Source organism: Streptomyces sp. NPDC048018, from assembly GCF_043202995.1.
GTDB lineage: Bacteria > Actinomycetota > Actinomycetes > Streptomycetales > Streptomycetaceae > Streptomyces.
In genome coordinates, this window is the sequence record NZ_JBIDBK010000005.1 from 170,643 (window position 1) to 194,016 (window position 23,374).

A 23,374-nucleotide genomic window follows, 5' to 3' on the forward strand; every position below is an offset into this window, starting at 1 on the left:
GAGAGAGGCCGACGCGGCGCTGCCCGGCCGGCGGTCTCTCTGCCCTGGGTTGCACCGAATCACACCCAATCGGGCCCCGGAATGATCAGTTCTTACTCTCAAATCTCCCTCAGAGCTTCCGCCGCTTGATCGCAGAGTCGAGGCGAGGCGGTAGCTTTCCCGTAACGGGTCGCCCTGACCAAGCGGCTCCAAAGAAGGGGGAATTGAAGTGATGATCCGGAAGTTCTTGGTGGTTTCCGCTACCGCGATAGCAGTTGCGGGGGGAATGAACTCCGTCGCGTACGCCGAATCCGCTGATCCCGCGCCGATCGAGGAAGGCGTTCTGCAGCCCGGCCCGCCGCCCGAGGCGGACGAGACCGGCTTCGTGCCGGCACCCACGGACGAGGCGGAGCTCCCTCCGGTGTCCAAGCCGAAGGAGGGGACGCAGGCCGAGTACTGCCAGCCCAAGAACGTGTACAAGCCGACCGCCAACCTGGGCAAGTACCACCAGGGCGTCGGGGCGACACAGGCCAACTACAACGCCACGAGCAGGACGGCCCGCTCCTGGTTCAAGGCCAAGGCAGGAGGCGAGGTCGGAATCTCCGTCAGCGGTGAGATGAAGGCCTCCGCGGGCGTGTTGGTCGCCGAGCTCGAGGCCAAGTACGGCGTCGACCTCTCCGTCAAGATCAACGTAGAGGTCGGCAACGAGGTTCAGGTGGACACGCCGCCGAGGAAGACCACGTACGGCAAGTACGGGGTGTGGCGCTTGAAGAACACCGGCACGAGCTACACGATCTACAGCAACTGCAACACCTCGGCGAAGAGCACCGTGACCAGCTTCACGCCTTGGCACTTGGGGTGGTACCTGTGGGAGCGGTAAGGCACGGTTTCAGTCCGTCCAGGGGGCTGAAATTCGCCACGTTGGGGCTCGGAGTGACGCTCGCATTCCTCTCCGTCGGTTGCACGCCCGACGAGGCGAGGGAAAGTCAGAAATCGGCTACGCCGACCGTTGCTGCCCCGTCCCCCGTGCCCGGCGAAGCCACCCCTTCGGGTTCTGTGGAGACGGCGCCCCGGCTCCCGGACGGAAATACCCTGGCCGCTGTGGCCAATGCCCAAGGGAGCAGAGAACTTGCTCTCAAAGGCGGGGTACGTAAGGGCCCCCTGGGCATCATTGTCTCGTGCCGGGGCGAAGGCACGGTGAATGTCACCTATGCGCCGTCGGGGCTGTCCTTCCCGCTCAAGTGCGTGGGAGGCCAGGTCAGTACCACCTACAACCAGATCGACCTCAAGCACGAGCAGGCATCCGCCTCCGTGAACGTGCAGGCCCCCACTTCCGTGCGCTGGGCCATGAGCGTCGGCCAGTAGGCAGTAGGGCCCCCAGGCCCCCATCGGGCCGGGGGCCCTCCGCTTTCCGAGTGCGTGTGGGCGCCGTCGTGGCTACGTCCAGCCCGCTGCCCTGGCCATGGCGATGGCCGCCGTCTCACCGGACTCGGCCTTGGTGTTCAGTTGCTCGTTCCGCCCCAGCGCAGTTCCGCCGGCAGCCTGCGCGGCGGCAAGGGATGCCTGAAGCGCACCCCGATACGCGGCCTCGGCGAGCTCGCCCTCGCCCCATGCCTTTGGGCAACTCGGCGGCCCGGTCTGGATCACAGGACGGATCTGCTTCCGGTAGACCTCCTCCGCCACGGCCATCCCCGCCGCCCGACGAGGCGGGAGATCACCTCCAGCGGGGCACCGCGGTCGGAGAGCAGGGACACGAAGCTGTGTGAAGGGCTGTCCGATGGATGTCTCCGGCGACGGAGCACGATCGTGGGCGACGGCCCGGGATTCCGACGTGCCCCTCCCGTGCCGATCAGACGGGAGACGACGGGGGAGACCGGGCGATCACAGTGTCTGGAGACGCAGCGGCCTCCAACCAAAGATCCTGCTCAGAAGCCGTTTCACCTGGCGGTGGGTAGGGGATTTCAACCCCCGGTGACCCCGCCCCGACGGTTTCCCAGGCCGTCGTTCACGGCGCGAGCCGCTGGCTCTACGATCTCGCGATGAGCTACGACATCTACTTCCTGAGCCGAGATGAGGGGCAATCCTGGGACGACGTCCTGGAAGCCGCCGAGGCCAGGGCCGGGGAGAGCGATCCGATCCCCGCCGAGCTACTGGAAGCGTGGCAGCGCATAGTGCCGCAGGCCCGCGGGCTGCTCGGCGATGTGGACATCACGGAGTACGAGGATGAGTCACGCGAGCTCACCCACGCCGATACGGGCATCGATCTGTCCGTATTCGGCGACGAGGTCAGCATCACGGTGCCCTACTGGCACACCGGTGATCGTGCTGCAACAGTGCTCGGCAAGCTTTTCGCTCTCTCCGTACTCGTGGAGAAGGAGACAGGTCTGACAGCCTATGACCCCCAGGTTGAGGCGCCCCTGGCAAAGACCTCTCCCCAGCAGGCCGTGAGCATCATGTCGGGCGTCACGACCGACCTACGGAACCGCTACGGAGGTTGAGAGCGCTGGCGTCACTGTCCCAGCGGTGAGTGCCGAACTGCGTGACAACGCCGACGAAAAACGGCGGACGAGCGCGAACGTCTGCGGACCATCAGTGCAGATGAGAGACACACCGGCCCCATGGAGAAATTCCGCCACCCCGACAGCCGAAAACAAGTTCAGGGGTCTGATCCGAGGCATCGGATCAGACCCCTGACTGGCGTTTGCACCTGCCTTGGGAGCCATCAGAGAGCCGCGGGACCCCGCTGCCGGTCGGCTCCCGAACTCTCCGTTGTCTCCGCAAGGGACTGACGTGGGACGCGCTCCGTGCCTAGGCTCAGGACGGCCGGCGTGGGAGCGCGCGGCTGATGGCCTGGGGGCAGGGGAACAGCGTGGATCATCTCTTCACCGTCGACGGGAGCACGGCCACACCCGTCGCACCGACCGCGCTGGCAGCGGAGGGCCTCCTTGAGCGACAGCACCTCCAGGAGTGGGTGATCGCCAACCCCCGGGTCCTCGGAGAGTCGGTACTCGTGATCACCTCCGAGTTCGACCGGTGGGCCGATACGGACGGGGTACCGGCACGGAACCGGCTGGACGTCCTGGGCCTGGACGCCACCGGCCGGCTCGTCGTGGTCGAGTTGAAGCGGGGAACGGCCGACCGCGACGTCCACCTCCAGGCGATCACCTACGCCGCCCTCGTGTCCAGGTTCGACCTCGACACGCTGGCCCAGGCACACCGCGACTTCCGGAAGGGCAGGGGGGAGGTCCTCGAACTCGACGAGTGCCGGCAACACCTCCTGGAGCACGTGGACGGGGACTGGAGCCCGGAGCTCCTTCAGCGCCCCAGGCAGGTGATCATCGCCGCCGACTTCCCCAAGCAGGTCACCCACACCGTGGTCTGGCTGTCCGAGATGAACCTCGACATCGACCTCATCCAGGTGGGCCTGTGGAAGGTGAAGGACCAGCTCGTCGCCGGCTTCACCAAGGTCTATCCCACCCCGGAGGTGGAAGAGTTCACTCTCGCGCCGGCCCGGATCGAGACCAAGGTAGCGGCCCAGAAGCTGGAGGAACGCTCACGGGCCCAGAACGCCGTGCACGTCATCGTCGGCGCCGGACTACTCCCGGACGGCACCCTGCTCACGCTGACGCCGAGGCACGGCGTGACCGAAGGCATCCGCGAGGACGTCGTCACCTGGGTGGCCGAAGACAGCAACCGGGCAAGTGTGACGTGGAACAACAACACCGCCAAGCCGCTGACATGGAAGGCCGATGGCAAGCCGTACACCCCGACCGGGCTGGCCAACCACATCTTCACCAGCGTGACCGGCCGCAAGGCCGACGGCATCCAGGGCACCACCTGGTGGGACGTCGACACTGCCCATGTTCCGGACAACGTCGACCCCGACGAGTGGGGAGCTCTGGCCGGGACGAGCCTCGCGGGCCTGGCCAAGCAGCTCAGCGGCACCGGCAGGGACTGGACAAGCCTGCACGAGCTCCTGGCGGCAGTCCCCGCGGGTCGGTGGACGACGTACGGAGACGTGGCGACGGTGATCGGCAGTCACGCCGTCCCGGTCGGCACTCACCTGGCCACCTGCCCCAGGTGCCCCAACGCCTGGCGGGTCCTCAACACGGCTGGCCGCGTCAGCCCCGGCTTCCGCTGGACCGACCGGACCCGCAAAGACTCTCCCGCCGACGTCCTGTCTGCCGAGGGCATCCACTTCGACGGAGGCGTCGCCCCCCAGGAGGCGCGACTCTCGTTGGACGAACTTCGGGGCACGGCGGGCGACTGAGTGTGTCGTGCGCCCGGTGACCACCAGGCGCCATGCCGTGGGTTTGTCGCGCAGTCGGGCGGCGCCCACGCCGACGAAGGGCGCAGTCTCGGGGAGGTGCACGAGATCCAGGACAACGGATCCGGCCGCGGCTTACGCAGACCAGCCGGCCCGTGGGCCGGACGCAGCCTGCGGCATCTCGGCGTCCGGGTCTCGTGGCGGCTCGGCGGTCACGGACCGAGTCGGGGCCGTGCGGCCTGGCGGCCTCTCGCTGACGAAACGCCGTATTCGGCGTGCGGGAATACCTGTGTTCGCGGTCTGAGGTTTTAGCGGCCATCGCCAAGAGGGTTTTTCCCGGCGACACGTTGGGGGAAATTCTCGACGCGCACGGACTGCCGGGGCCGTGCTACTGTCGATCTCAGTTGCAGTTTTGGTACCCAAAAACTTCGAGCGCTCCCACCGGCCGCGTGCCGCGTGGAAGCGCTTTGCATTTCCGGTATTTTTCCGGGCAGGGCATCATCGCGGCGACACGGCATCCGTACGGTACGGATGCCGATGTACTGCCCAAAGGAGATAGACATGGCTGCCGGCACCGTGAAGTGGTTCAACGCGGAAAAGGGCTTCGGTTTCATCGAGCAGGACGGTGGCGGCGCTGACGTGTTCGCCCACTTCTCGAACATCGCCGCCCAGGGCTTCCGCGAGCTGCAGGAGGGCCAGAAGGTCACCTTCGACATCGCGCAGGGCCAGAAGGGCCCGACGGCCGAGAACATCGTCACCGTCTGACGCTGACGCGTAAAACGTAGCTGGGGCCCGCATCCTTCGGGGTGCGGGCCCCAGCTGCACGTGTTTCCGCAGTGATTCCTCCTGCCGGCACACCACCTCGCGGTACGCGGCCCTCTTCGAGCCGTACCCGTCGATGCCCGGGACCCGCTTCCGCGCACATCAATCTTCCGACTGCGCCGCCACGGATTTCCGTGCGCCGAGTTCGCTTTCGTTCATCGCATTTCATTCGGTCCGTACTGTGATTCCGGGGCTGCTCTTACGCTGCGGAATTCCTCGATTCGCGCCGTATCAAGGAAGGTTCGGAATGAACCGCACACGTACGAGGAGCCGTTCCTCCCGCGGCCTGAGAAGCCGCGTGATCCGGAGAATCGCCCATCTGTGCAGGAGGCATGTCGTGACGCTGGTCCGGATCAAGCCCAGTCCGTCGAACACCACCTCGGGGCCCCAGACGGTCGACGACGTCATGGAGGTGGCCGGTCCGCAGGTCGGCGACGACATGACGGTCGAGGTGGCCCTGGCCGTGATGGCCGGAGCCCGCACCGGGCATCTCCTCCTGTGCGACGAGGACGGCCTGTGCACCGGGCTGGTCACCCGGGCCCAGCTCACCGCCGTCCGTGACAGCGCCGCCTACGACGACCGGATCCGGTTGGGCGCCGTACCCGGCGACCGCGGGCTGTTCACCTCGCCCCTGACCACGACGGCCGAGGCCGACCACGCGATGCGCCGCCGCAGGCTCGACGTGCTGCCCGTCATCGACGCCCAGGGCAGCGCCCTGGGCGTCCTCGCCCTGGCCCGCTGAGCCGCCTCACCGCGGCAGACCCCTCCCTCCCTCCTTCTTTCTGCGAGGCATCATGCGCTGTGTCATCGCCCGCTTCCCCTTCGACCTCACCAAGAGCGGTGTCCTGCAGTCCATGCAGGGCGTCAAACCCGAGCCGGCCGTCGGCGAGTCCGTGATCATCGGCCGCCGCACCTACCCCGTCAAGCAGGTCGGGGAGGTCATCACCCGACAGGACCGCCGCGACTTCAGCGCCGGTGAAGTCCTCCGCGCCATGACCAGGCTCGGCTTCACCTGCCGCGCCCTCCCCCAGGACACCGCGCCCGCCCGGGGGCTCGACCCCCTCCAGCGTGCTTCCGCGATGCTCGGCACCCCGGCCGCCTGACCGGGAGCGGCGGGCGTCGGCCGCGGCATGACGAGGGAGGGGCCTGACCGGCGCGTGTGCCGGTCAGGCCCCTCCCTCGTGGCGCGTGGGGTCCCCGGAGTCACTCGGGGGCCGAGCGCCGGGCTCTCCTGCCGGGTGGGGCCGCCTCAGGGGACGGCCCGTCTCCCGCCCGAGGTGCTCGGGGCGCCGGTCGTCGCAGGCTGCGGGACGGGCACCCGTCGCGGGGAATCACCCTGAGCCGCCCGAAGCGCGCGGGCCGGCCGGGCGCGGCTCCGGTCGGGCGGCGCGGCGTCAGTGGTCGGAGTAGCTGAAGTCGCCCATGGTCCAGGCGCTGACGTCCGCGATCGAGACGCGGTACATGCCGCCCGTCTCCGGGATCCCCAGCGTGCCCTGAAGGATCCGCGCCATGTGGAAGTGCAGATACGCGGGCGGCCCGTCGCTCCGGGTGGGTGCGGTGAAGACGGCGGAGAACTCCCCCAGGCTGGCGGAGTCCGCCAGGACCTCCGAGACCCGCTGCCTCCACACCGCTTCGGGGGCCAGCCGGCCGGTGATGACAGCGCCGCCGGTGACCACCGTCAGGGACATCTGATTGCTCTGCCCGGACTCCACCAGCGTGGCGACGTCAACGAGCAGCTCGTCAAGCTTCGACATGAGAGCTGATCCTATTCGCGGGTCACCCCGGGCCCCAACCGGTCGCGCCCGCCGAGAAGGGCCGTGACCGCCCGGCCACCCGGGGCAGGCCGCCTGGGCAGCGGACCGCCGCGGACCGCGTGAGGGGGGAAGCGCGCCGCCGTGGAACGGGAGGGACGCTGGCTACGGGGCCGCCTCGGTGGGGGCGGGGGCCGGATTTTATGCTGGTGTCATGCCGAGAACTTCACCTCACGTGGCCTTCGACGCTCTCCTGTCGGGCAACAAGCGTTTCGTCGCCGGGGAGCCTGAGCACCCCAATCAGGATGCCGCCCGTCGTGCGGAGCTCACTCCCGGGCAGGATCCCTTCGCCGTCGTCCTGGGATGCTCCGACTCACGCCTGGCCGCCGAGATCATCTTCGACCAGGGGCTCGGGGACCTCTTCGTCGTCCGTACCGCCGGGCACGTCCTGGGCTCGGAGGTGCTGGGGAGCGTGGAGTACGCGACCAGCGTGCTCGGCGCCCGCCTCGTCGTCGTCCTCGGCCACGACTCCTGCGGCGCCGTCGCGGCCGCCCGCGCGGCGGTGGAGGACGGGCTGGCCGTCGGCGGCTTCGTCCGGGACGTCGTCGAGCGGGTCACCCCGAGCATCCTGGCGGCCCGCGCGGCGGGACTGACCGCCGAGAGCGACGTGGACGAGCACATCCGCCACACCGTCGACCTGCTGCTCGAGCGCTCCCGCCTGCTCTCGGAGCAGGTCGCGGCCGGGGAGGTGGCCGTCGTGGGCCTGGGCTACCAGCTCGCCGAGGGCACCGCCCGGCTCGTCACGTCACGCGGCGCCATCACCGGGGAGGGCGAAGCCGGCTCATGACGCGGTACTTCGACTGCGCCGAGCCGACGGCCCGCGACACCGGCCTCCGGGAAGCCGTCGCGGCGGTGCGCGGGGGCCGGCTCGTCGTCCTTCCCACGGACACCGTGTACGGCGTGGGCGCGGACGCCTTCGACCCGCGGGCCGTCGCGGCCCTGCTCGCCGCCAAGGGGCGAGGGCGGCACAAGCCCTCTCCGGTGCTCGTCGACTCGGCCGACGCCCTGGGGGAGTTGGTGGACGAACTCCCCCCTGGGGCACGTGAGTCGATCGAGGCGTTCTGGCCGGGCGGGCTGACCCTGGTCGTGCGCCACCGGTCGTCCCTGGGCTGGGATCTGGGCGAGACGAAAGGCACCGTGGCCGTTCGCATGCCCGACCACCCGCTCGCGCTGAGCCTGATCGCCGCGACCGGTCCCCTGGCGGTCTCCAGCGCCAACCTCACCGACCGTCCCTCCCCGCAGGACTGCGCGTCGGCCCGGGACATGCTCGGCGACGCCGTCTCCGTCTACCTCGACGGCGGACGGACGGCGGGAGCGGTGTCGTCGTCGATCGTCGACCTGAGCGGTTCGGTCCCGGCCCTCGTCCGGGAAGGGACGGTCACCGCGGCGCAGCTCCGCACCGTGCTCCCCGATCTGGTCGTGCCGTAAAGCCTCCCCGCACGCTCCGGCGGACGGTCCCTCGTCACGGCCCCAGGTCAGCGCCCCGGGGCCGTCTCGTCCTGGAAGGCGCCGTCCGACGGGGCCCCGGGGCGGGGGAGTTCGGCGAGGAGGATCTCGGCGGCCTGGGTGACGTTGTCGGCGCGGACGGCTCGGGCCATGGCCGTGCGGGCGGCTTCCGGCGTCGTGTTCGGCGGGACGACCATGAGGGAGAAGTGGTCGTTGTCGCCGCGGGTGACCAGGACGGTGTCGTCGCCGATGGGGAAGGAGTCGAGGTGGACGACCCGGCCCTCGACGACCAGGCGGCCGGGGATGTCGTTCCACGCGGAGGCGTCCAGGCCGACCCGGGTGATGGGGCCGAGGTGCTCGGTCAGGGCGGTGACCAGCGGAGGGATCTCCTGCTCGACGTCACGCGAGCGCGGCCACCAGGCGCCGTCGAGGAGGCTCTGCCGGGCCCCCGTCGTCTCCAGTCGGAGCAGCGCCGTACCGGGGCCGACGGACCGGTGGACCTCGTCCGGCAGGAGGCGTGGAGGTGTGGGACCACCGGGGGAAACGCCTGCTTCGGTCATGATCGTCCGCCTGTCCACGTCGCTTGTGCCGCCGTCCCTCACCGGCGGCGGGTGCCGGGCCGGCGGGCGGTACGGCGGCGCCGTGCTTTCACCGTACTCCGGAAGGACCGCGCGTATGCGCCACGTCCCGGTGGCGAGCCGTCCGGCACCGGCCTCGCCGGACGGGCCCACCGGGGCGTACGGGCCCCTGGCACGCGACCTGTCCCCCGCCCTCCGGCGAGCCCGCGGGACCACCGGAGACCCCGCGCCCGGACGCGCCCGCGGGACCCCCGACGTCCCCGCCCCGCCCTCGGCCTCGTCGCGTGGCACCGGCCCGGGTCGCCGCCCGCCCGGGGGCATGGCCGACCGGAGGAACCGGCCCGGCCCGACACCCGCGTCCGGGCCGGGCGCGGAGTACGTTGGAGGCACCGGGAGCACCTCGTACACCCGCCGCACGCGGACGTCGCTCCCGGCGATCACCAGGCCGGGGCGCTCACGGGCGTCCCGGGGACAGGTCCCGGTCTCATGACCAGCACGCCCCCGGTCTGTCACGACACGCGCCGGGACGGGCGGGGCCGCCGTCCGATCGTCAGTTCTCGTACTTGATCGTCAGTTCCGGGCACTCCGTCGCGTCCGGGTGGTCCGGCGGAGCCCAGGCCGCGAGGAGGTCCGTGGGGGCGGTACCGGGCGGGGCGGCCGGGTCCGGGGTCTCCAGGTAGCTGATCATGTTCACCGGGTATCCCGTGTGGGCGAACATGTAGCGGTCCATCGGGGTCGGCCGCTGGCTGATGCGGAGGCCGCGCTCGGCCGGTGGGCCTATGTGGTGCCAGTCGGGGTGCAGGTGGATCGAGCCGAGGACCTCCAGGCCGTCCCGGTCGGCGCTCCGGTGGATGCGGAGCAGGTCGCGGGAGGAACACCAGAAGCCGCGGCGGCGGTTGGCGTAGGCGGCGCCGAAGCACGGGACGATCGACGCGGCGAACTCCGCCTCGGCCGTGTCGTCGACGGCCCGGACGTTCTCGGCGTGCTCGATGCGCAGCACCACCGCCGCGTCGCCGTCGAGGGTGCCGACGAGGACGGCGAAACAGCCCGGTGGGGCCTCGGGGGTGCAGTCGCGGTACTCCTGGCGGGCGGCCGCGAGGAAGGGGCCCAGCAGTGCGCGGTCGATCACCACCGCCGGCGGTACGGGGATCATGGGTTCTCCTCATTCCTTACGGCCGGAAGGCCCCTACGGGGAACGGTTCGGGGGTGCGGGAGGCGACGTCCAGGAGGTCGGTCTCGGCGGCCTCCAGGGTGAGGTCCGCGCCGGTCAGGAGCTCCTGCAGCTGCTCGGGGGTGCGGGCGCTGGCGAGGGCGGAGACGACGGTGGGCCGGCCCGCGAGCCAGGCCAGCGCGACGGCCGCGGGCGTGGTGCCGCGGGCCGCGGCGAGCTCGTCGAGCGCGAAGAGCACGGCCCGGCCCGCGGCCGTGCGTCCCGGTGCGGACGCGGCCGCCGCGCGGACGCCCGTCACCGTGCGTCCGGGGCGGTACTTGCCCGTCAGGAAGCCCTGTTCCAGGGCGAAGTAGGGGATGGTGGGAAGGCCGGCGGCGAGGCACGCGGGGAGCAGCTCCCGCTCGAACTCGGTGCGTCTGACCAGGTTGTACGGGGTCTGCAGGGCGCTGTAGCGGGGCAGGTCCGCGCGGTCCGCGGCCGTGAGGGCCGCGGTGAGGCGGGGGGCGGTGATGTTGGAGACGGCGATGTGGCGGACGAGGCCTTCGTGGCGGAGGGCGTCGAGGGCGCCGAGGGTCTCCTCGAACGGGACCGACGGGTCGTCGATGTGGGCGTAGTAGAGGTCGATGTGGTCGGTGCGCAGCCGGCGCAGGGACTCCTCGGCGGCGCGGCGGACGGTCGCCGCGCCGAGCCCGGGGTTCCGTTCCGAGCGGCCCACCTTGGTGGCGACGAGCATGCGGTCCCGGTTGCCGCGGGAGGCCAGCCAGGTGCCGATGACGCGCTCGGACTCGCCGCCGGCGTTGCCGGGTGCCCACTGGCTGTACGAGTCGGCCGTGTCCAGGAAGTTGCCCCCGGCGTCGGCGTAGGCGTCCAGGACCCGGTGGGAGGTGCTCGTGTCGGCGGTCCAGCCGAAGACGCTGCCGCCGAGGCAGAGCGGATGGACGTCGAGTGCGGTTCCCTGAAGGCGTCGTCGCGTCATGCGGCGACCGTAGGGGCGGGTGGAGGGAGCCGACCGGCAGGAAGCGGCGGCATTTTCGGGGCGCGGTGCGGGCGGGGGCGGTCCGTCCCCCGGGCGGGGGCGGACCGCCCGCCCGTCAGACGAGGTGCAGCCAGCCGTCGGGGTCGGCCAGTTCACCGTGGTGCAGGTCGACCAGGGCCTGGCGGATCTTCAGGGTGACCGGGCCGGGACGGCCGTCGCCGATGGTCCAGTCGCCGCCCTTGGGGTCGCGCACGTGGCCGACGGGGGTGACCACGGCGGCGGTGCCGCACGCGAAGACCTCGGTGATGGTGCCGTTCAGGCACTCCTCGCGCCACCGGTCGACCGTGAGGCGCTCCGTGGAGGCGCTGTGGCCCAGGCGCTCGGCGAGGGTGAGCAGGGTGTTGCGGGTGACGCCGGGCAGCAGGGTTCCGGTGAGTTCCGGCGTGACGATCTGCGCGTCGGCGCCGCTGCCGCGCACGAGGAACATGTTCATGCCCCCCATCTCCTCGACGTAGCGGCGCTCGATGGCGTCCAGCCACACGGCCTGCTGGCAGCCGGCCGCCTCGGCCTGCTGCTGGGCGAGGAAGGACGGCGCGTAGTTGCCGGCGATCTTGACGTCTCCGGTGCCGCCGGGGAAGGCGCGGACGTAGTCGTGGCTGATGAACACCGAGACGGACTCGACGTTCTCGCCGAAGAAGCCGCCGGCGACGAAGGCCATGAGCAGGAAGCGGTAGGTGCGGGACGGGCGCAGCATGAGCGTGGTGTCCGTGGCGAACATGAACGGGCGCAGGTAGATGCTGTGCGTGGGGTCGTCGGAGAGGTGCACCTCGTCGACGGCGATGAGGCGCTCGACGGCCTCGACGAAGGTGTCCTCGGGGAGTTCGGGCATGGCGAGCCGGCGGGCGGAGCGCTGGAAGCGGCGGGCGTGGTCACGCGGGCGGAAGACGCCCATCCGGCCGTCGGTGCGGCGGTGGGCCTTGAGCCCCTCGAAGGTGACCTGGCCGTAGTGCAGGCCGATCATGCCGGGGTGGATGACGAGGTCGGACAGCGGCATGAGCTCGGGGCTCGTCCAGCCGCCCTCCTCGGACCACTCCATGCTGATCATGTGGGCGGTGAAGGACTCGCCGTGGCCGGGGTTCTGGACGACCTTGCTGAGCGGGGGTTCGACGACGGAGGTCATGGTGGGTGCTCCTCGGTGGGTTGGGGTGGTGGTCGGGTGGCGGGCGGTCAGACGAGCGGGGCGAAGAAGTAGGTGTCGCGGCGGACGAAGCGCCCGTCGGAGCCGAGGCCGAAGTAGTCGGCGAAGCGCAGGTCCACCGGGGCGCCGCTGTGCAGGACGCCGTGGAACTCGCCGAACACGGCGATGTCGTCGCCCTGTTCGACGATCCGGTCGAGGACGTGGCCGCCTTCGCGGATGGTGCGCAGCTCGGTGTAGAAGCGCAGGAGTCCGGCGGGGCCGATGAAGGGTTCGTAGCCGGGCCGGGTGTAGACGGCGCCGGGCGCGAAGAGTTCGGACATGGCGAGGGCGTCGCCGCTGTCGACGCGTTCGTAGAAGCGGATCACCTGTCGGACGCCGTGGCTGCCGGCGTCCGGCCGGCCGGCGCCGGTGTGCGGGGTGGCGGCGGTGGTCATGGGGCGTGCCTTCCTTGTGGGAGCGGGCGGGGCAGGGCGTTCAGGCGGCGGGCAGCGCGGTCGTGGCCGGGGTTCGCCCGGCCACGTGGGCGCGCAGCCGCGGGGCGATGACGGACAGCGGGCCGGGGCGGACGATCCCGCCGTGGTCGCAGTCGACGGCGTGCAGGTCGAGCAGCCCGGTGAGGTACGGCTGCCAGGCCTCGGGCCGGGGGGACTGCGCGTGTTTGTCGGCGGTGGCGTGGAAGTAGAGGACGTCGCCGTCGAAGACGCCGGGGGTGAAGCCGGGCAGCAGGCTGAGGTTGGCGGCGAAGGCGCCGGGGAGGGCCGCGGCGATGTCCGCCGGCAGTCCGCCGAGGGGTCCGTCGGCGTCCCGTACGGTCGCCTCGTACTCGGCGTACGAGGGTCCGCGGGCGCCCCACGGTGCCGTGTCGTGGCCGAGGTTGAGCAGCAGCGCGGCCAGGGTCTCGGGGTCCTCGGCCCGCCAGCCGCGGTCCCAGGTGGGGTCCGGCGGATAGCCGTCGAGCATGGCGAGCAGCGCCACCTCCTGTCCCCAGGCCTGGAGTTGGACCGCCATCTCGTGGGCGACGCCCGCGCCGAAGGACCAGCCGAGCAGGTGGTACGGCCCCTCGGGCTGTACGGCGCGGATCTCGGCGAGGTAGTCGGCGGCCATGGCGCGTACGGAGTCGGGTGCCGCGTCCGGTTCGGTCAGCGCCCGGGCCTGGAGGCCGTAGACGGGCTGGTCGGGGCCGAGCGCGGTGAGCAGTCCGGAGTAGACGGAGCCGACGCCCGCGGACGGGTGGACGCAGAACAGCGGCGGCAGGCTTCCGGTGGACCGCAGCGGCAGCAGGACGCCGGGGGTCTCGGCGGCCTCCGGGGCGTCGAGGCGGGCGGCGAGGCCGGCCACGGTCGGCGCCTCGAAGAGGGTCCTGAGGCCGAAGCGCACACCGAAGGCGGCCCTGATCCGGCTGATCAGGCGGGTGGCGAGGAGCGAGTGGCCGCCGAGGTCGAAGAAGCCGTCGTCGACACCGACCTGCTCGACGCGCAGCACGTCCGCGAAGATCCCGCACAGGATCCGCTCCCGCTCGGTGCGCGGCGGGCGGAAGGGTCGGGCGTCCGGATCGTGGGGACCGGCCTCGGGGGCCGGCAGCCGCCGTAGGTCGATCTTGCCGTTGGGGGTGAGCGGGAAGGCGTCCAGGACGACCACGTGGGCCGGGACCATGTAGTCGGGGAGCGAGCCGGCGGCGAACGCGCGGAGCGCCGCCGGTTCCGGGCGGGTGTCCCCGGCGGGGATGGCGTGGGCGATCAGGGCCTCCGCGCCGCCCGGCGCCGTGCCCACCCGGACGACCGCAGCGCCGACGTCGGGGTGGCGGGCGAGGACGGACTCGATCTCGCCGGTCTCGATGCGCAGGCCGCGCAGCTTGACCTGCTGGTCGGTGCGGCCGGCGAAGACGAGACGCCCGTCGGGCAGCCGGCGCACGGCGTCGCCGGTGCGGTACATGCGGGTGCCGGGCGGCCCGTAGGGGTCGGCGACGAAGCGGCCGGCGGTCAGGTCCGGGCGGCGCAGGTAGCCGCGGGCCACGCCGTCGCCCGCGAGGTAGAGCTCGCCCCGCACCCCGTCGGGGACGGGCCGCAGCCAGTCGTCGAGGACGTGGCAGCGGGTGTTGGCGGTCGGGCCGCCGATGTCGGGCAGTCCGTCGGAGCCGGGGCCGCCCTGCGGGGCCACGACGCCGGCCGTGGCGGCGACGGTGCACTCGGTGGGTCCGTACATGTTGGTGAACACGAAGGACGCGTCCGGGCGGGGCCGGTTGCGCAGCACGTCGCCGCCGCAGTAGACGATGCGCAGCGCGGGGGCCCGGTCGGTGAGGTCGTCGAGGACGAGGTCGACGCGCGGGGTGGGCAGCAGACAGAAGGTGACTCCCGCGTCGGCGACCCAGTCGACGAGCGCCTCGGCGTCGTCCAGGACCTCCTGTTCGGCGACGCACAGGGCGGCGCCGGCGAACAGGGCGGGCCAGATCTCGATCACGGAGGCGTCGAAGCCCTGGGTGGCGACCTGGCTGACCCGGTCGGCGGGGGTGATCCCGTACTCCTGGGTCAGCCACACGCACAGGTCGGCGAGGTTGCGGTGCTCGACGACGACGCCCTTGGGGCGGCCGGTGGAGCCGGAGGTGTAGATGACGTACGCGGCGTCGCCGTCCGTGACCGCCGCCCCGGGGGCGGTGGCGGGCCGGGCGGCCAGGGCCGTGGCCTCGGCGTCGAGGTCGACGAGGACGGCTCCGGTGTCCGGGAGGAGGGCCCGCTCGGCGCCGCCGGTGACGATGGCGGCGGCCCGGGAGTCCTCTATGAGGAAGGCGAGGCGCTCGGCGGGGTAGCTCGCGTCGAGCGGGACGTACGCGGCGCCCGCGCGGTGGATGCCGAGCAGCGCGGCGATCATGCCGGTGCCTCGGCCGAGGCACACCCCGACCAGGTCGCCCGGGCGCACGCCCACGTCCACCAGGTGGTGCGCGAGCTGGTTGGCGCGCCCGTCGAGCTCCCCGTACGTGAGGCGCTCGGTGCCGTAGGTCAGGGCGGTGGCGTCCGGGGCGCGGCGGGCGTGGCCGGCGATCACGTCGGGGACGCGGGTGCCGGGCGGCACGGCGAGGGCGGGGCCGGCCGACCGCCCGGGCAGGGCGGCCAGCTCCTCCCCGGAGAGGATGTCGAGCCCGCCGACGGGGACGTCGGGGCTGCCGAGGGCCGCGTCCAGGAGGCGTACGAGCCGCCCGACGAGCATGTCGACGGTCGCGATGTCGAAGAGGTCGGCCGCGAAGTCCACGTTGAGGCTGAGGCCGGCCGGTTCGCCGGCGGCGTCGTAGGTGTCGCCGATGGCGATGGTCAGGTCGAAGGACTTGGCCGTCCCCGTGCCGGCGCCCATCGCGTCCGCGGTCAGGCCCGGCAGTCGCAGTGCCTCGCCGGACTTCTCCTGCTGCACGAGCAGCATGATCTGGAACAGCGGGTGCCGGGTCAGCGAGCGCGGCGGCGCCAGCTCCTCCACCACGCGGTCGAAGGGCACGTCCGCGTGGGCGAAGGCGTCCAGGTCCACCTCCCTGACCCGGGCGAGCAGTTCGCGGAAGGTCGGGTCGCCGGAGAGGTCCGTGCGCAGGGCGAGGGTGTTCACGAAGAAGCCGACGAGGTCGTCGAGCGCGTCGTCGGTCCGGCCGGCGATGGCGGTGCCGATCGCGACGTCCGTCCCCGCGCCGACCCGGTGCATCAGCGCGGCGAGCGCGGCGTGCACCACCATGAACACGGTGGCCTGCTCCGTGCGGGCCAGGGCGAGCAGCCGCCGGTGCAGCTCGGGGCCGGTCGTCAGGGCGGTGGCGCCGCCGCGGTGCGAGGGCTCCGCGGGGCGGCCCCGGTCGGCGGGCAGCGTCGACTCCTCGGGCAGCCCGGCCAGGGTCTTCGTCCAGTGCCGGAGCTGCCGGGCGATCAGGCTGTCCGGGTCGTCGGGGTCGCCGAGCAGGTCGTGCTGCCAGAGCGTGTAGTCGGAGTACTGCACGGGCAACGGCTCCCAGCCGGGTGCCCGGCCCGCCAGCCGGGCCTCGTAGGCGGCGGCCAGGTCGCGCACCAGCGGGCCGAGCGACCAGCCGTCGGTGGCGATGTGGTGCATCACGAGGAGCAGCGTGTGGTCCTCGGGTGCGGTCACGAACAGGTGCGCACGGATGGGGAGTTCGGCGGTCAGGTCGAAGCCGACCCGGCCGGCGGCGGCGAGCGCGCCGGCCAGGTCGTCCGCGGCGCAGGCCGAGACGTGCCAGGGCACGTCGCGCTCCCCGGTGCCGAGGATGCGCTGGTACGGCTCGTCGGCCACGCTCAGGCAGAGCGTGCGCAGCACCTCGTGCCGGCCGACCACGTCGGCGAGCGCGGCGCGCAGGGCCTCCTGGTCGAGGGTGCCGCGCAGCCGGAGCGCGAACGGCAGGTTGTACGCGGCGGTCGAGCCGTGGGCCTGTTCGAAGAACCACAGTCGGCGCTGGGCGAAGGACAGGGGTATCACGAGGAGCCTTCCCTCCTGCGGGCCCGGAGCATGGGGCGGGCCTTGGGGGCGGTGGTCAGCTGGTCGGCGAGGCCCGCGACGGTCGGTGACTCGAAGACGGCCTTGATGGTGAGCTCGGCGCCGATGACGGACCGGACCCGGCTGATCAGGCGGGTGACGAGCAGCGAGTGACCGCCGAGGTCGAAGAAGTTGTCGTCGATGGTGACGGTGTCGCGGCCGAGGATCTCGGCGAACAGTCCGCACAGCTTCTCCTCGCGCTCGCTGCGCGGGGCCCGGCCGCCCTCCCGGGACTCGTAGACCGGGGCGGGCAGGGCGCGCCGGTCGAGCTTGCCGGTCGGGGTGAGCGGGAAGGCGTCGAGGGCCACGTAGCCGGCGGGGACCATGTACTCCGGCAGCCGGTCGGCGAGGTGGGCGCGCAGGACGCCGGAGTCGGGCGTGCCGGCCGGGTCGGCGGGGACGACGTAGGCGACGAGGCGCTTGTCGCCGGGGGTGTCCTCGCGGACGACCACGGCGGCCTGGCCGACGGTGGGGTGGGTGGCGAGGACGTTCTGGATCTCGCCGGGCTCCACGCGGAAGCCGCGGATCTTGACCTGGTCGTCGGCGCGGCCGTGGAACTCCAGGATGCCGTCGGCGCGCCAGCGCACCAGGTCGCCGGTGCGGTACATGCGCTCGCCGGCCGGCCCGAACGGGCAGGCGACGAATCTGCCCGCGGTGAGCGCCGGCTGGCCGGCGTACCCGTGCGCGAGGCCGACCCCGGCCATGTACAGCTCGCCGATCACGCCGGGGGCGGCGAGGTTGAGCTGCTCGTCGAGGACGTAGAGGCGCTTGTTGGAGAGGGCCCGGCCGACCGGGATGGAGGCGGATCCGGCGTCGGCCTCGGTGATGTGGTGGGCGACGGTGAAGATCATCGACTCGGCCGGCGAGTAGCCGTTGACCAGCCGCAGCTGCGGGAACTCCCGTACCAGGCGCATCACATGGGGGATGGACGCGGCCTCGCCGCCGGTCATCACGTGACGCAGGCCGGCGAAGACGCCCGGGTACTCGTCGAGGAGGAAGTTCAGCAGGCTCGCCGAGACGTGCAGGGAGGTGACGGAGTGCTCGTGGATCAGCCGGGAGATGAGCGCCGGCTCGGGCCGCTGGCCGGGCTGCAGGACGCAGGTCGCGCCGGTGAGCAGCGCGCCGAACAGTTCCAGGGCGAAGGCGTCCCAGGACACCGGGGCGCACTGCAGCCAGACGTCGTCCGCGCCGAAGGGCAGGCTGCGCTGGTTGGTGAGGGTGCCGACGACCGCGCGGTGCGGGGAGACGACGCCCTTCGGGGTGCCCGTGGAGCCGGAGGTGAACATGACGCAGGCCGCGTCCGCCGGGGTGGCGATCCGCTCGACCGGTCCGGCGTCCAGGGCGGCGATGGCGGCGGCGTCCCGGTCGATCACGACCTCGGAGTAGCCGTCGAGGCGGCCGGACAGGGCGCTCTCGGTGATGACGACCCGGCTGCCGGTCTGCCCGAGGACCACGGAGATGCGCTCCACGGGGAACTCCGGGTCCAGCATCGTGTACGTACCGCCGGCCTTGAGCAGACCGAGGACGGCCACCACCAGGTCCACCGAGCGCGGCAGGTACACGCCGGCCACGTCGCCGCGCCGCACACCGGACGCCGTCAGGTGCCGGGCCATGCGGTTGGAGCGCTCCTCCAGCTCGCCGTACGTCACCCGCCGGTCCTCGAAGACCAGGGCGACGGCGTCGGGCGTGGCCGCGGCCCGCCGGGAGAACATCTCGTGCACGCAGGACTCGGCCGGGAACTCGGCGTCGTCGCCCGCCCAGTCGTCGAGGAGCGCGGTGCGCTCGTCGCCCGAGAGGACGTCCCAGCGGCCCACCGGCAGGTCCGGGTCGTCGAGCTGGGCCTCCATGAGGCGTTCCAGCCGGGCCACCAGGGCCTCGATGGACGCGGCGTCGAACAGGTCGGTGGCGTACTCGACGACGGTGAGGATGCCGGCCGGCTCCCGGTTCTCGTCGAAGGTCTCGGTGAAGCCGAAGGTGAGGTCGAACTTCGCGCTCCCGGTGAGGACCGGGTCGACCTCCACCTCGACGCCGGGCAGGGACAGCTTGGCCTCGGCGTTGTTCTGCACGACGAGCATGATCTGGAAGAGCGGGTGGCGGGCCAGCGAGCGCGGCGGGTTCAGCTCCTCCACCAGACGCTCGAAGGGCACGTCGGCGTGCGCGTACGCCTCCAGGTCCGTGGCCCGCACCCGGGCCACCAGCTCCCGGAAGGTCGGGTCCCCCGACACGTCCGACCGCAGCACCAGGGTGTTCACGAAGAAGCCGACCAGATCGTCCAGCGCCTCGTCCGTGCGGCCCGCCACCGGCGTGCCCATCGGCACGTCCGTGCCGGCGCCGAGCCGCGTGAGCAGGCCCGACACGGCGGCCTGGATCACCATGAAGACGGTCGCCTGGGACTCCCTGGCGAAGGAGAGGACGCGCCGGTGCAGCTCTCTGCCGAGCATCACCTCCGCTATCTCCCCCCGGTGCGAGGGGTCGGAGGGCCGGGGCCGGTCGACGGGGAGGGGGGTCTCCTCGGGGAGACCGTCGAGGGCCTCGCGCCAGTAGTCGAGCTGCCGGGCGATCAGGCTGTCCGGGTCGTCGGGGTCGCCGAGCAGGTCCTGCTGCCAGAGGGTGTAGTCGACGTACTGCACGGGCAACGGCTCCCAGACCGGGGTGTCGCCGGCGCTGCGGGCGGCGTAGGCGTAGGTCAGGTCGCGCAGGACCGGGCCCATGGACCAGCCGTCGCTGGCGATGTGGTGCATGACGAGCAGCAGGACGTGCTCGGTGGGGCTGACGACGAAGATGTCGGCGCGCACCGGCAGGGTCGTGCCGAGGTCGAAGGTGTAGCGGGAGGCCGTGTCGAGCGCGACGACGAGCCCGTCGGCCTCGACCCGGGTCACCTCGACGCTCACCCGCGCGTCGGCCGACGGCAGGACCCGCTGGTGCGGCTCGCCCTCCAGCTCGACGAAGACGGTGCGCAGGGCCTCGTGCCGGGCCACGACGTCGACGATCGAGGTGCGCAGCGCCTCGACGTCCAGCGGGCCGCGCAGCCGGATCGCGAAGGCGACGTTGTACGTGCTGTTCGGCCCTTCCATCTTGTTGAGGAACCACAGCCTGCGCTGGGCGTAGGAGAGAGGGATGTCCTCGGGTCGGTCCATGACGCTGGAGCCCTTTCTCGCCTGGCGGGCATCGACGGTGCGCGCCGAGAAGTCGGAAACGGTGGGTGCCTCGAAGAGATCCGGTACGGCGAGTTCGACGCCGAGCGTGGACCGGAGGCGGGTGATGAGCTTGGCGGCGAGGAGCGAATGGCCGCCCAGATCGAAGAAGTTGTCGTCGATCGTGACGCTGTCGCGGCCGAGGAGTTCGGCGAAGAGCGCGCACAGCGCCTCCTCGCGCTCGTCGCGCGGGGCCCGCCCGCCGGCCCGGGACACGTAGGCCGGGGCGGGCAGGGCGCGCCGGTCGAGCTTGCCGGTCGGGGTGAGCGGGAAGGCGTCGAGGACGACGTGGGCGGCCGGCACCAGGTACTCCGGCAGCCGGTCCGCGACGTGGGCGCGCAGCGCGGCCGCCTCCGGCGGCGCCTGGGGGTCGGCGGGGACGACGTAGGCGACGAGGCGCTTGTCGCCGGGGGTGTCCTCGCGGACCACGACGGCGGCCTGGGCGACGGCCGGGTGGGTGGCGAGGACGTTCTGGATCTCGCCGGGCTCCACGCGGAAGCCGCGGATCTTTACCTGGTCGTCGGCGCGGCCGTGGAACTCCAGGATGCCGTCGGCGCGCCAGCGCACCAGGTCGCCGGTGCGGTACATGCGCTCGCCGGCCGGCCCGAACGGGCAGGCGACGAATCTGCCCGCGGTCAGGCCGGGCTGGCCGGCGTACCCGTGGGCCAGGCCCACTCCGGCCATGTACAGCTCGCCGATCACCCCGGGGGCGACCGGGTCGAGTTGCTCGTCGAGCACGTACAGGCGCTTGTTGTTGAGCGCCCGGCCCACGGGGACGGCGGCGGATGCGGCGTCGGCCTCGGTGATGTGGTGGGCGACGGTGAAGATCATCGACTCGGCCGGCGAGTAGCCGTTCACGAGCCGCAGCCGCGGGAACTCCCTTACCAGCCGCGTCACATGGGCGACCGAGGCGGCCTCGCCACCGGTCATGACCTGCCGCAGGCCGGTGAAGACCCCCGGGTACTCGTCGAGGAGGAAGTTCAGCAGGCTCGCCGAGACGTGCACGGTGGTCACGCCGTGCTCCGCCACCAGGCGGGAGATGACGGCCGGTTCGGGCCGCTGGCCCGGCTGCAGGACGCAGGTGGCACCGGACAGCAGCGCGCCGAACAGCTCCAGGGCGAAGGCGTCCCAGGACACCGGGGCGCACTGCAGCCACACCTGGCCGGGGTCGAAGTCCACGTAGCGCTGCCCGGTCAGGGTGCCGACGATCGCCCGGTGCGGGGAGACGACGCCCTTCGGGGTGCCCGTGGAGCCGGAGGTGAACATGACGCAGGCCGCGTCCGCCGGGTCGGCGATCCGCTCCGGCGCGGAGGCGTCCAGGGCGGCGATCGTGTCCGCCTCCCGTTCCAGGACCAGCTCGTCGCATCCGGCGAGCCGCCCCGACAGGGCGCTGTCGGTGATCACGAGCCGGCCGCCGGTCTGCCCGAGCACCGCGGAGACGCGCTCCACGGGGAACTCCGGGTCGAGCACCGTGTACGCGCCGCCGGCCTTCAGGACACCGAGGACGGCCACCACCAGGTCCACCGAGCGCGGCAGGTACACGCCCACCACGTCGCCGCGCGTGACCCCCGAGGCGACGAGATGGCGGGCCAGCCGGTTCGACCGCGCCTCCAGCTCCCCGTACGGGATCCGGGCCCCCTCGAAGACGAGCGCCACCGCGTCCGGGGTGGCCGCCGCCTGCCGGGCGAAGACCTCGTGCACGCACGACTCGGCCGGGAACCGCTCCTCGCCGCCGGCCCACTCGGCCAGCAGCGTGTCCCGCTCCCCCGCCGACAGCACGTCCCAGCCGCTCACCGGAAGGTCGGGGGCGGCGAGGGCCTGGGTGAGGACACGGGTGAGGCGCTCCATGAGGCGCTCCACCGTGGGCCGGTCGAAGAGGTCGGCGGCGTACTTGAGCAGCACGCTGACGCCGGCCGGCTCGCCGTCCGGGCCGAAGCTCTCGGCGAGTTCGACCGTCAGGTCGAACTTCGCGACGTCCAGCTCGACCACCTCGGTGGCGGCCGACGTGATGCCGGGCAGCTGGAGCGCGGGCGGCTCGTGGCTCTGGAGCAGCAGCATGATCTGGAAGAGCGGGTGGCGGGCCAGCGAGCGCGGCGGGTTCAGCTCCTCCACCAGACGCTCGAAGGGCACGTCGGCGTGCGCGTACGCCTCCAGGTCCGTGGCCCGCACCCGGGCCACCAGCTCCCGGAAGGTCGGGTCGCCCGACACGTCCGACCGCAGCACCAGGGTGTTCACGAAGAAGCCGACCAGGTCGTCCAGCGCCTCGTCCGTGCGGCCCGCCACCGGCGTGCCGAGCGGGATGTCCGGGCCGGCGCCGAGCCGCGTGAGCAGGCCGGACAGGGCCGCCTGGACGACCATGAAGACGGTCGCCCGGGACTCCCGTCCGAAGGCCGTGATCCGCCGGTGCAGCTCCGCGCCGAGGGAGGCGCGCAGCACCCCGCCGCGGTAGGAGGCTGCGCCCGGCCGGGGGCGGTCGAAGACCAGGGGCAGCTCGTCGGGGAGGCCGTCGAGGGCGGTCCGCCAGTGGTCGAGCTGGCGGCGGACGGTGCTCTCGGGGTCGTCGGCGGCGCCGAGCAGATCCTCCTGCCAGAGCGTGTAGTCGGAGTACTGCACCGGCAGCGGCTCCCAGATCGGCGCGCGGTCGGCGAGCCGGCTCTCGTAGGCGGCGGCCACGTCGCGCAGCAGGGGGCGCAGGGACCAGCCGTCGGTGGCGATGTGGTGCATGGCGAGCAGGAGCAGGTGGTCCTCGTCGGCGACGCGGAACAGGTGGACGCGCAGCGGCAGTTCGCGGCCCAGGTCGAAGCCCAGGGCGGCGGCCTCACGGACGGCCTGCGGCAGCTCGTCCTCGGTCACGGACGTGATCGCCCAGGGCACGGTGCTCTCCGAGGCGTCCAGCGTCTGCTGGCGGGGCTCGCCGTCGACCTCGGGGAAAACCGTGCGCAGCACCTCGTGCCGGGTCACGACGTCGTGGACCGCCGCACGCAGTGCCCGGGTGTCGAGGGCGCCGCGCAGCCGGACCGTCAGGGGAACGTTGTAGGTCGGGCCGGGGCCCTCGACCTGCTGGAGGAACCACAGCCGTGCCTGTGCGTAGGAAAGCGGAGTCATCGGTCTTCCCATCGGTCTTTCAGGGACGGTGGCGGTGCTCAGGCCGCGCCGGTCAGCGAGCCGGCCGGGCGGATGTCGGTCCAGTGGCGCTCGATCCAGTCGAGGCTGTCGGCGCGGGTGGCGGGCCCGTGCACCCGGCGCCAGCCCTCGGGGACGTCGTTGCGGGCGGGCCAGAGCGAGTGCTGGTTCTCGTGGTTGACCACGACGAGGAACTCGATGTCGTCACGGTCGAAGGGGTTGGTCATGACGGACTCCTCCTGGGTTTCGGGATGTCGGGGGTGCGGGTCGGGGACCCGGGCACGGGCCGGGGTCCCG

18 protein-coding genes and 1 pseudogene are annotated in these 23,374 nt (G+C 72.3%); 9 read left to right on the forward strand and 10 right to left on the reverse strand.

Annotated features, from left to right (window positions below):
- Positions 1–265 precede the first annotated feature (265 nt).
- On the forward strand, positions 266–859 hold the full coding sequence (locus ACGF1Z_RS20680; protein ID WP_393005983.1) for a hypothetical protein: 594 nt from the start codon (positions 266–268) through the stop codon (positions 857–859).
- Positions 860–1,176: 317 nt separating this feature from the next.
- On the forward strand, positions 1,177–1,344 hold the full coding sequence (locus ACGF1Z_RS20685; protein ID WP_393005985.1) for a hypothetical protein: 168 nt from the start codon (positions 1,177–1,179) through the stop codon (positions 1,342–1,344).
- Positions 1,345–1,611: 267 nt separating this feature from the next.
- Here ACGF1Z_RS20685 and ACGF1Z_RS20690 read toward each other — a convergent pair.
- Positions 1,612–1,742, reverse strand: a pseudogene (locus tag ACGF1Z_RS20690) (site-specific integrase); the annotation flags it as partial.
- A 276-nt stretch (positions 1,743–2,018) separates the two neighbouring features.
- On the opposite strand from ACGF1Z_RS20690, the gene ACGF1Z_RS20695 reads away from it, so the two are divergent.
- The 5 genes from ACGF1Z_RS20695 (at position 2,019) to ACGF1Z_RS20715 (ending at position 6,171) form a co-directional block, all read left to right on the forward strand.
- The gene (locus tag ACGF1Z_RS20695) at positions 2,019–2,477 is read left to right on the forward strand and encodes a hypothetical protein (protein WP_393005987.1); all 459 of its coding nucleotides are present in this window, start codon (positions 2,019–2,021) and stop codon (positions 2,475–2,477) included.
- Positions 2,478–2,848: 371 nt separating this feature from the next.
- On the forward strand, positions 2,849–4,249 hold the full coding sequence (locus ACGF1Z_RS20700) for a DNA-binding protein (protein ID WP_393005989.1): 1,401 nt from the start codon (positions 2,849–2,851) through the stop codon (positions 4,247–4,249).
- 558 nt (positions 4,250–4,807) lie between these two features.
- Positions 4,808–5,011, forward strand: coding sequence for a cold-shock protein (locus ACGF1Z_RS20705; RefSeq protein ID WP_200430022.1), 204 nt, complete (start codon positions 4,808–4,810; stop codon positions 5,009–5,011).
- 394 nt (positions 5,012–5,405) lie between these two features.
- Entirely contained in the window at positions 5,406–5,810 is a 405-nt protein-coding gene (locus ACGF1Z_RS20710) for a CBS domain-containing protein (RefSeq protein ID WP_393005991.1), read from the forward strand.
- Positions 5,811–5,862: 52 nt separating this feature from the next.
- Positions 5,863–6,171 carry an SCO5918 family protein gene (locus ACGF1Z_RS20715; RefSeq protein WP_393005993.1) on the forward strand — a complete coding sequence of 103 codons (309 nt, stop codon included), beginning with the start codon at positions 5,863–5,865 and terminating at the stop codon, positions 6,169–6,171.
- Positions 6,172–6,462: 291 nt separating this feature from the next.
- Here the strand turns inward: ACGF1Z_RS20715 and ACGF1Z_RS20720 are convergent, their stop codons facing one another.
- On the reverse strand, positions 6,463–6,822 hold the full coding sequence (locus ACGF1Z_RS20720; protein ID WP_393005995.1) for a hypothetical protein: 360 nt from the start codon (positions 6,820–6,822) through the stop codon (positions 6,463–6,465).
- A gap of 211 nt (positions 6,823–7,033) precedes the next feature.
- On the opposite strand from ACGF1Z_RS20720, the gene ACGF1Z_RS20725 reads away from it, so the two are divergent.
- Positions 7,034–7,666, forward strand: coding sequence for a carbonic anhydrase (locus ACGF1Z_RS20725; protein ID WP_393005997.1), 633 nt, complete (start codon positions 7,034–7,036; stop codon positions 7,664–7,666).
- On the forward strand, positions 7,663–8,307 hold the full coding sequence (locus tag ACGF1Z_RS20730; protein WP_393005999.1) for an L-threonylcarbamoyladenylate synthase: 645 nt from the start codon (positions 7,663–7,665) through the stop codon (positions 8,305–8,307). Before ACGF1Z_RS20725 ends, ACGF1Z_RS20730 begins: the two co-directional genes overlap by 4 nt.
- A gap of 47 nt (positions 8,308–8,354) precedes the next feature.
- Here the strand turns inward: ACGF1Z_RS20730 and ACGF1Z_RS20735 are convergent, their stop codons facing one another.
- From ACGF1Z_RS20735 to ACGF1Z_RS20770, 8 genes are all read right to left on the reverse strand, one after another.
- Entirely contained in the window at positions 8,355–8,885 is a 531-nt protein-coding gene (locus tag ACGF1Z_RS20735; RefSeq protein WP_393006001.1) for a DUF5994 family protein, read from the reverse strand.
- Positions 8,886–9,453: 568 nt separating this feature from the next.
- A complete protein-coding gene (locus ACGF1Z_RS20740; protein WP_393006003.1) occupies positions 9,454–10,056 on the reverse strand; it encodes a hypothetical protein in 603 nt (200 codons plus the stop codon).
- Positions 10,057–10,072: 16 nt separating this feature from the next.
- Positions 10,073–11,050, reverse strand: coding sequence for an aldo/keto reductase (locus ACGF1Z_RS20745; RefSeq protein WP_393006005.1), 978 nt, complete (start codon positions 11,048–11,050; stop codon positions 10,073–10,075).
- Positions 11,051–11,165: 115 nt separating this feature from the next.
- Positions 11,166–12,230, reverse strand: coding sequence for a branched-chain amino acid aminotransferase (locus tag ACGF1Z_RS20750; protein WP_393006007.1), 1,065 nt, complete (start codon positions 12,228–12,230; stop codon positions 11,166–11,168).
- A gap of 47 nt (positions 12,231–12,277) precedes the next feature.
- Entirely contained in the window at positions 12,278–12,682 is a 405-nt protein-coding gene (locus ACGF1Z_RS20755) for a nuclear transport factor 2 family protein (protein WP_393006009.1), read from the reverse strand.
- 40 nt (positions 12,683–12,722) lie between these two features.
- Positions 12,723–16,703: an amino acid adenylation domain-containing protein gene (locus tag ACGF1Z_RS20760; protein ID WP_393006011.1), complete on the reverse strand. Its 3,981-nt coding sequence runs from the start codon at positions 16,701–16,703 to the stop codon at positions 12,723–12,725.
- The gene (locus tag ACGF1Z_RS20765; protein ID WP_393006013.1) at positions 16,700–23,059 is read right to left on the reverse strand and encodes an amino acid adenylation domain-containing protein; all 6,360 of its coding nucleotides are present in this window, start codon (positions 23,057–23,059) and stop codon (positions 16,700–16,702) included. Before ACGF1Z_RS20765 ends, ACGF1Z_RS20760 begins: the two co-directional genes overlap by 4 nt.
- Before the next feature lie 38 nt (positions 23,060–23,097).
- Positions 23,098–23,304: an MbtH family protein gene (locus tag ACGF1Z_RS20770; protein ID WP_393006015.1), complete on the reverse strand. Its 207-nt coding sequence runs from the start codon at positions 23,302–23,304 to the stop codon at positions 23,098–23,100.
- Positions 23,305–23,374: the final 70 nt, after the last annotated feature.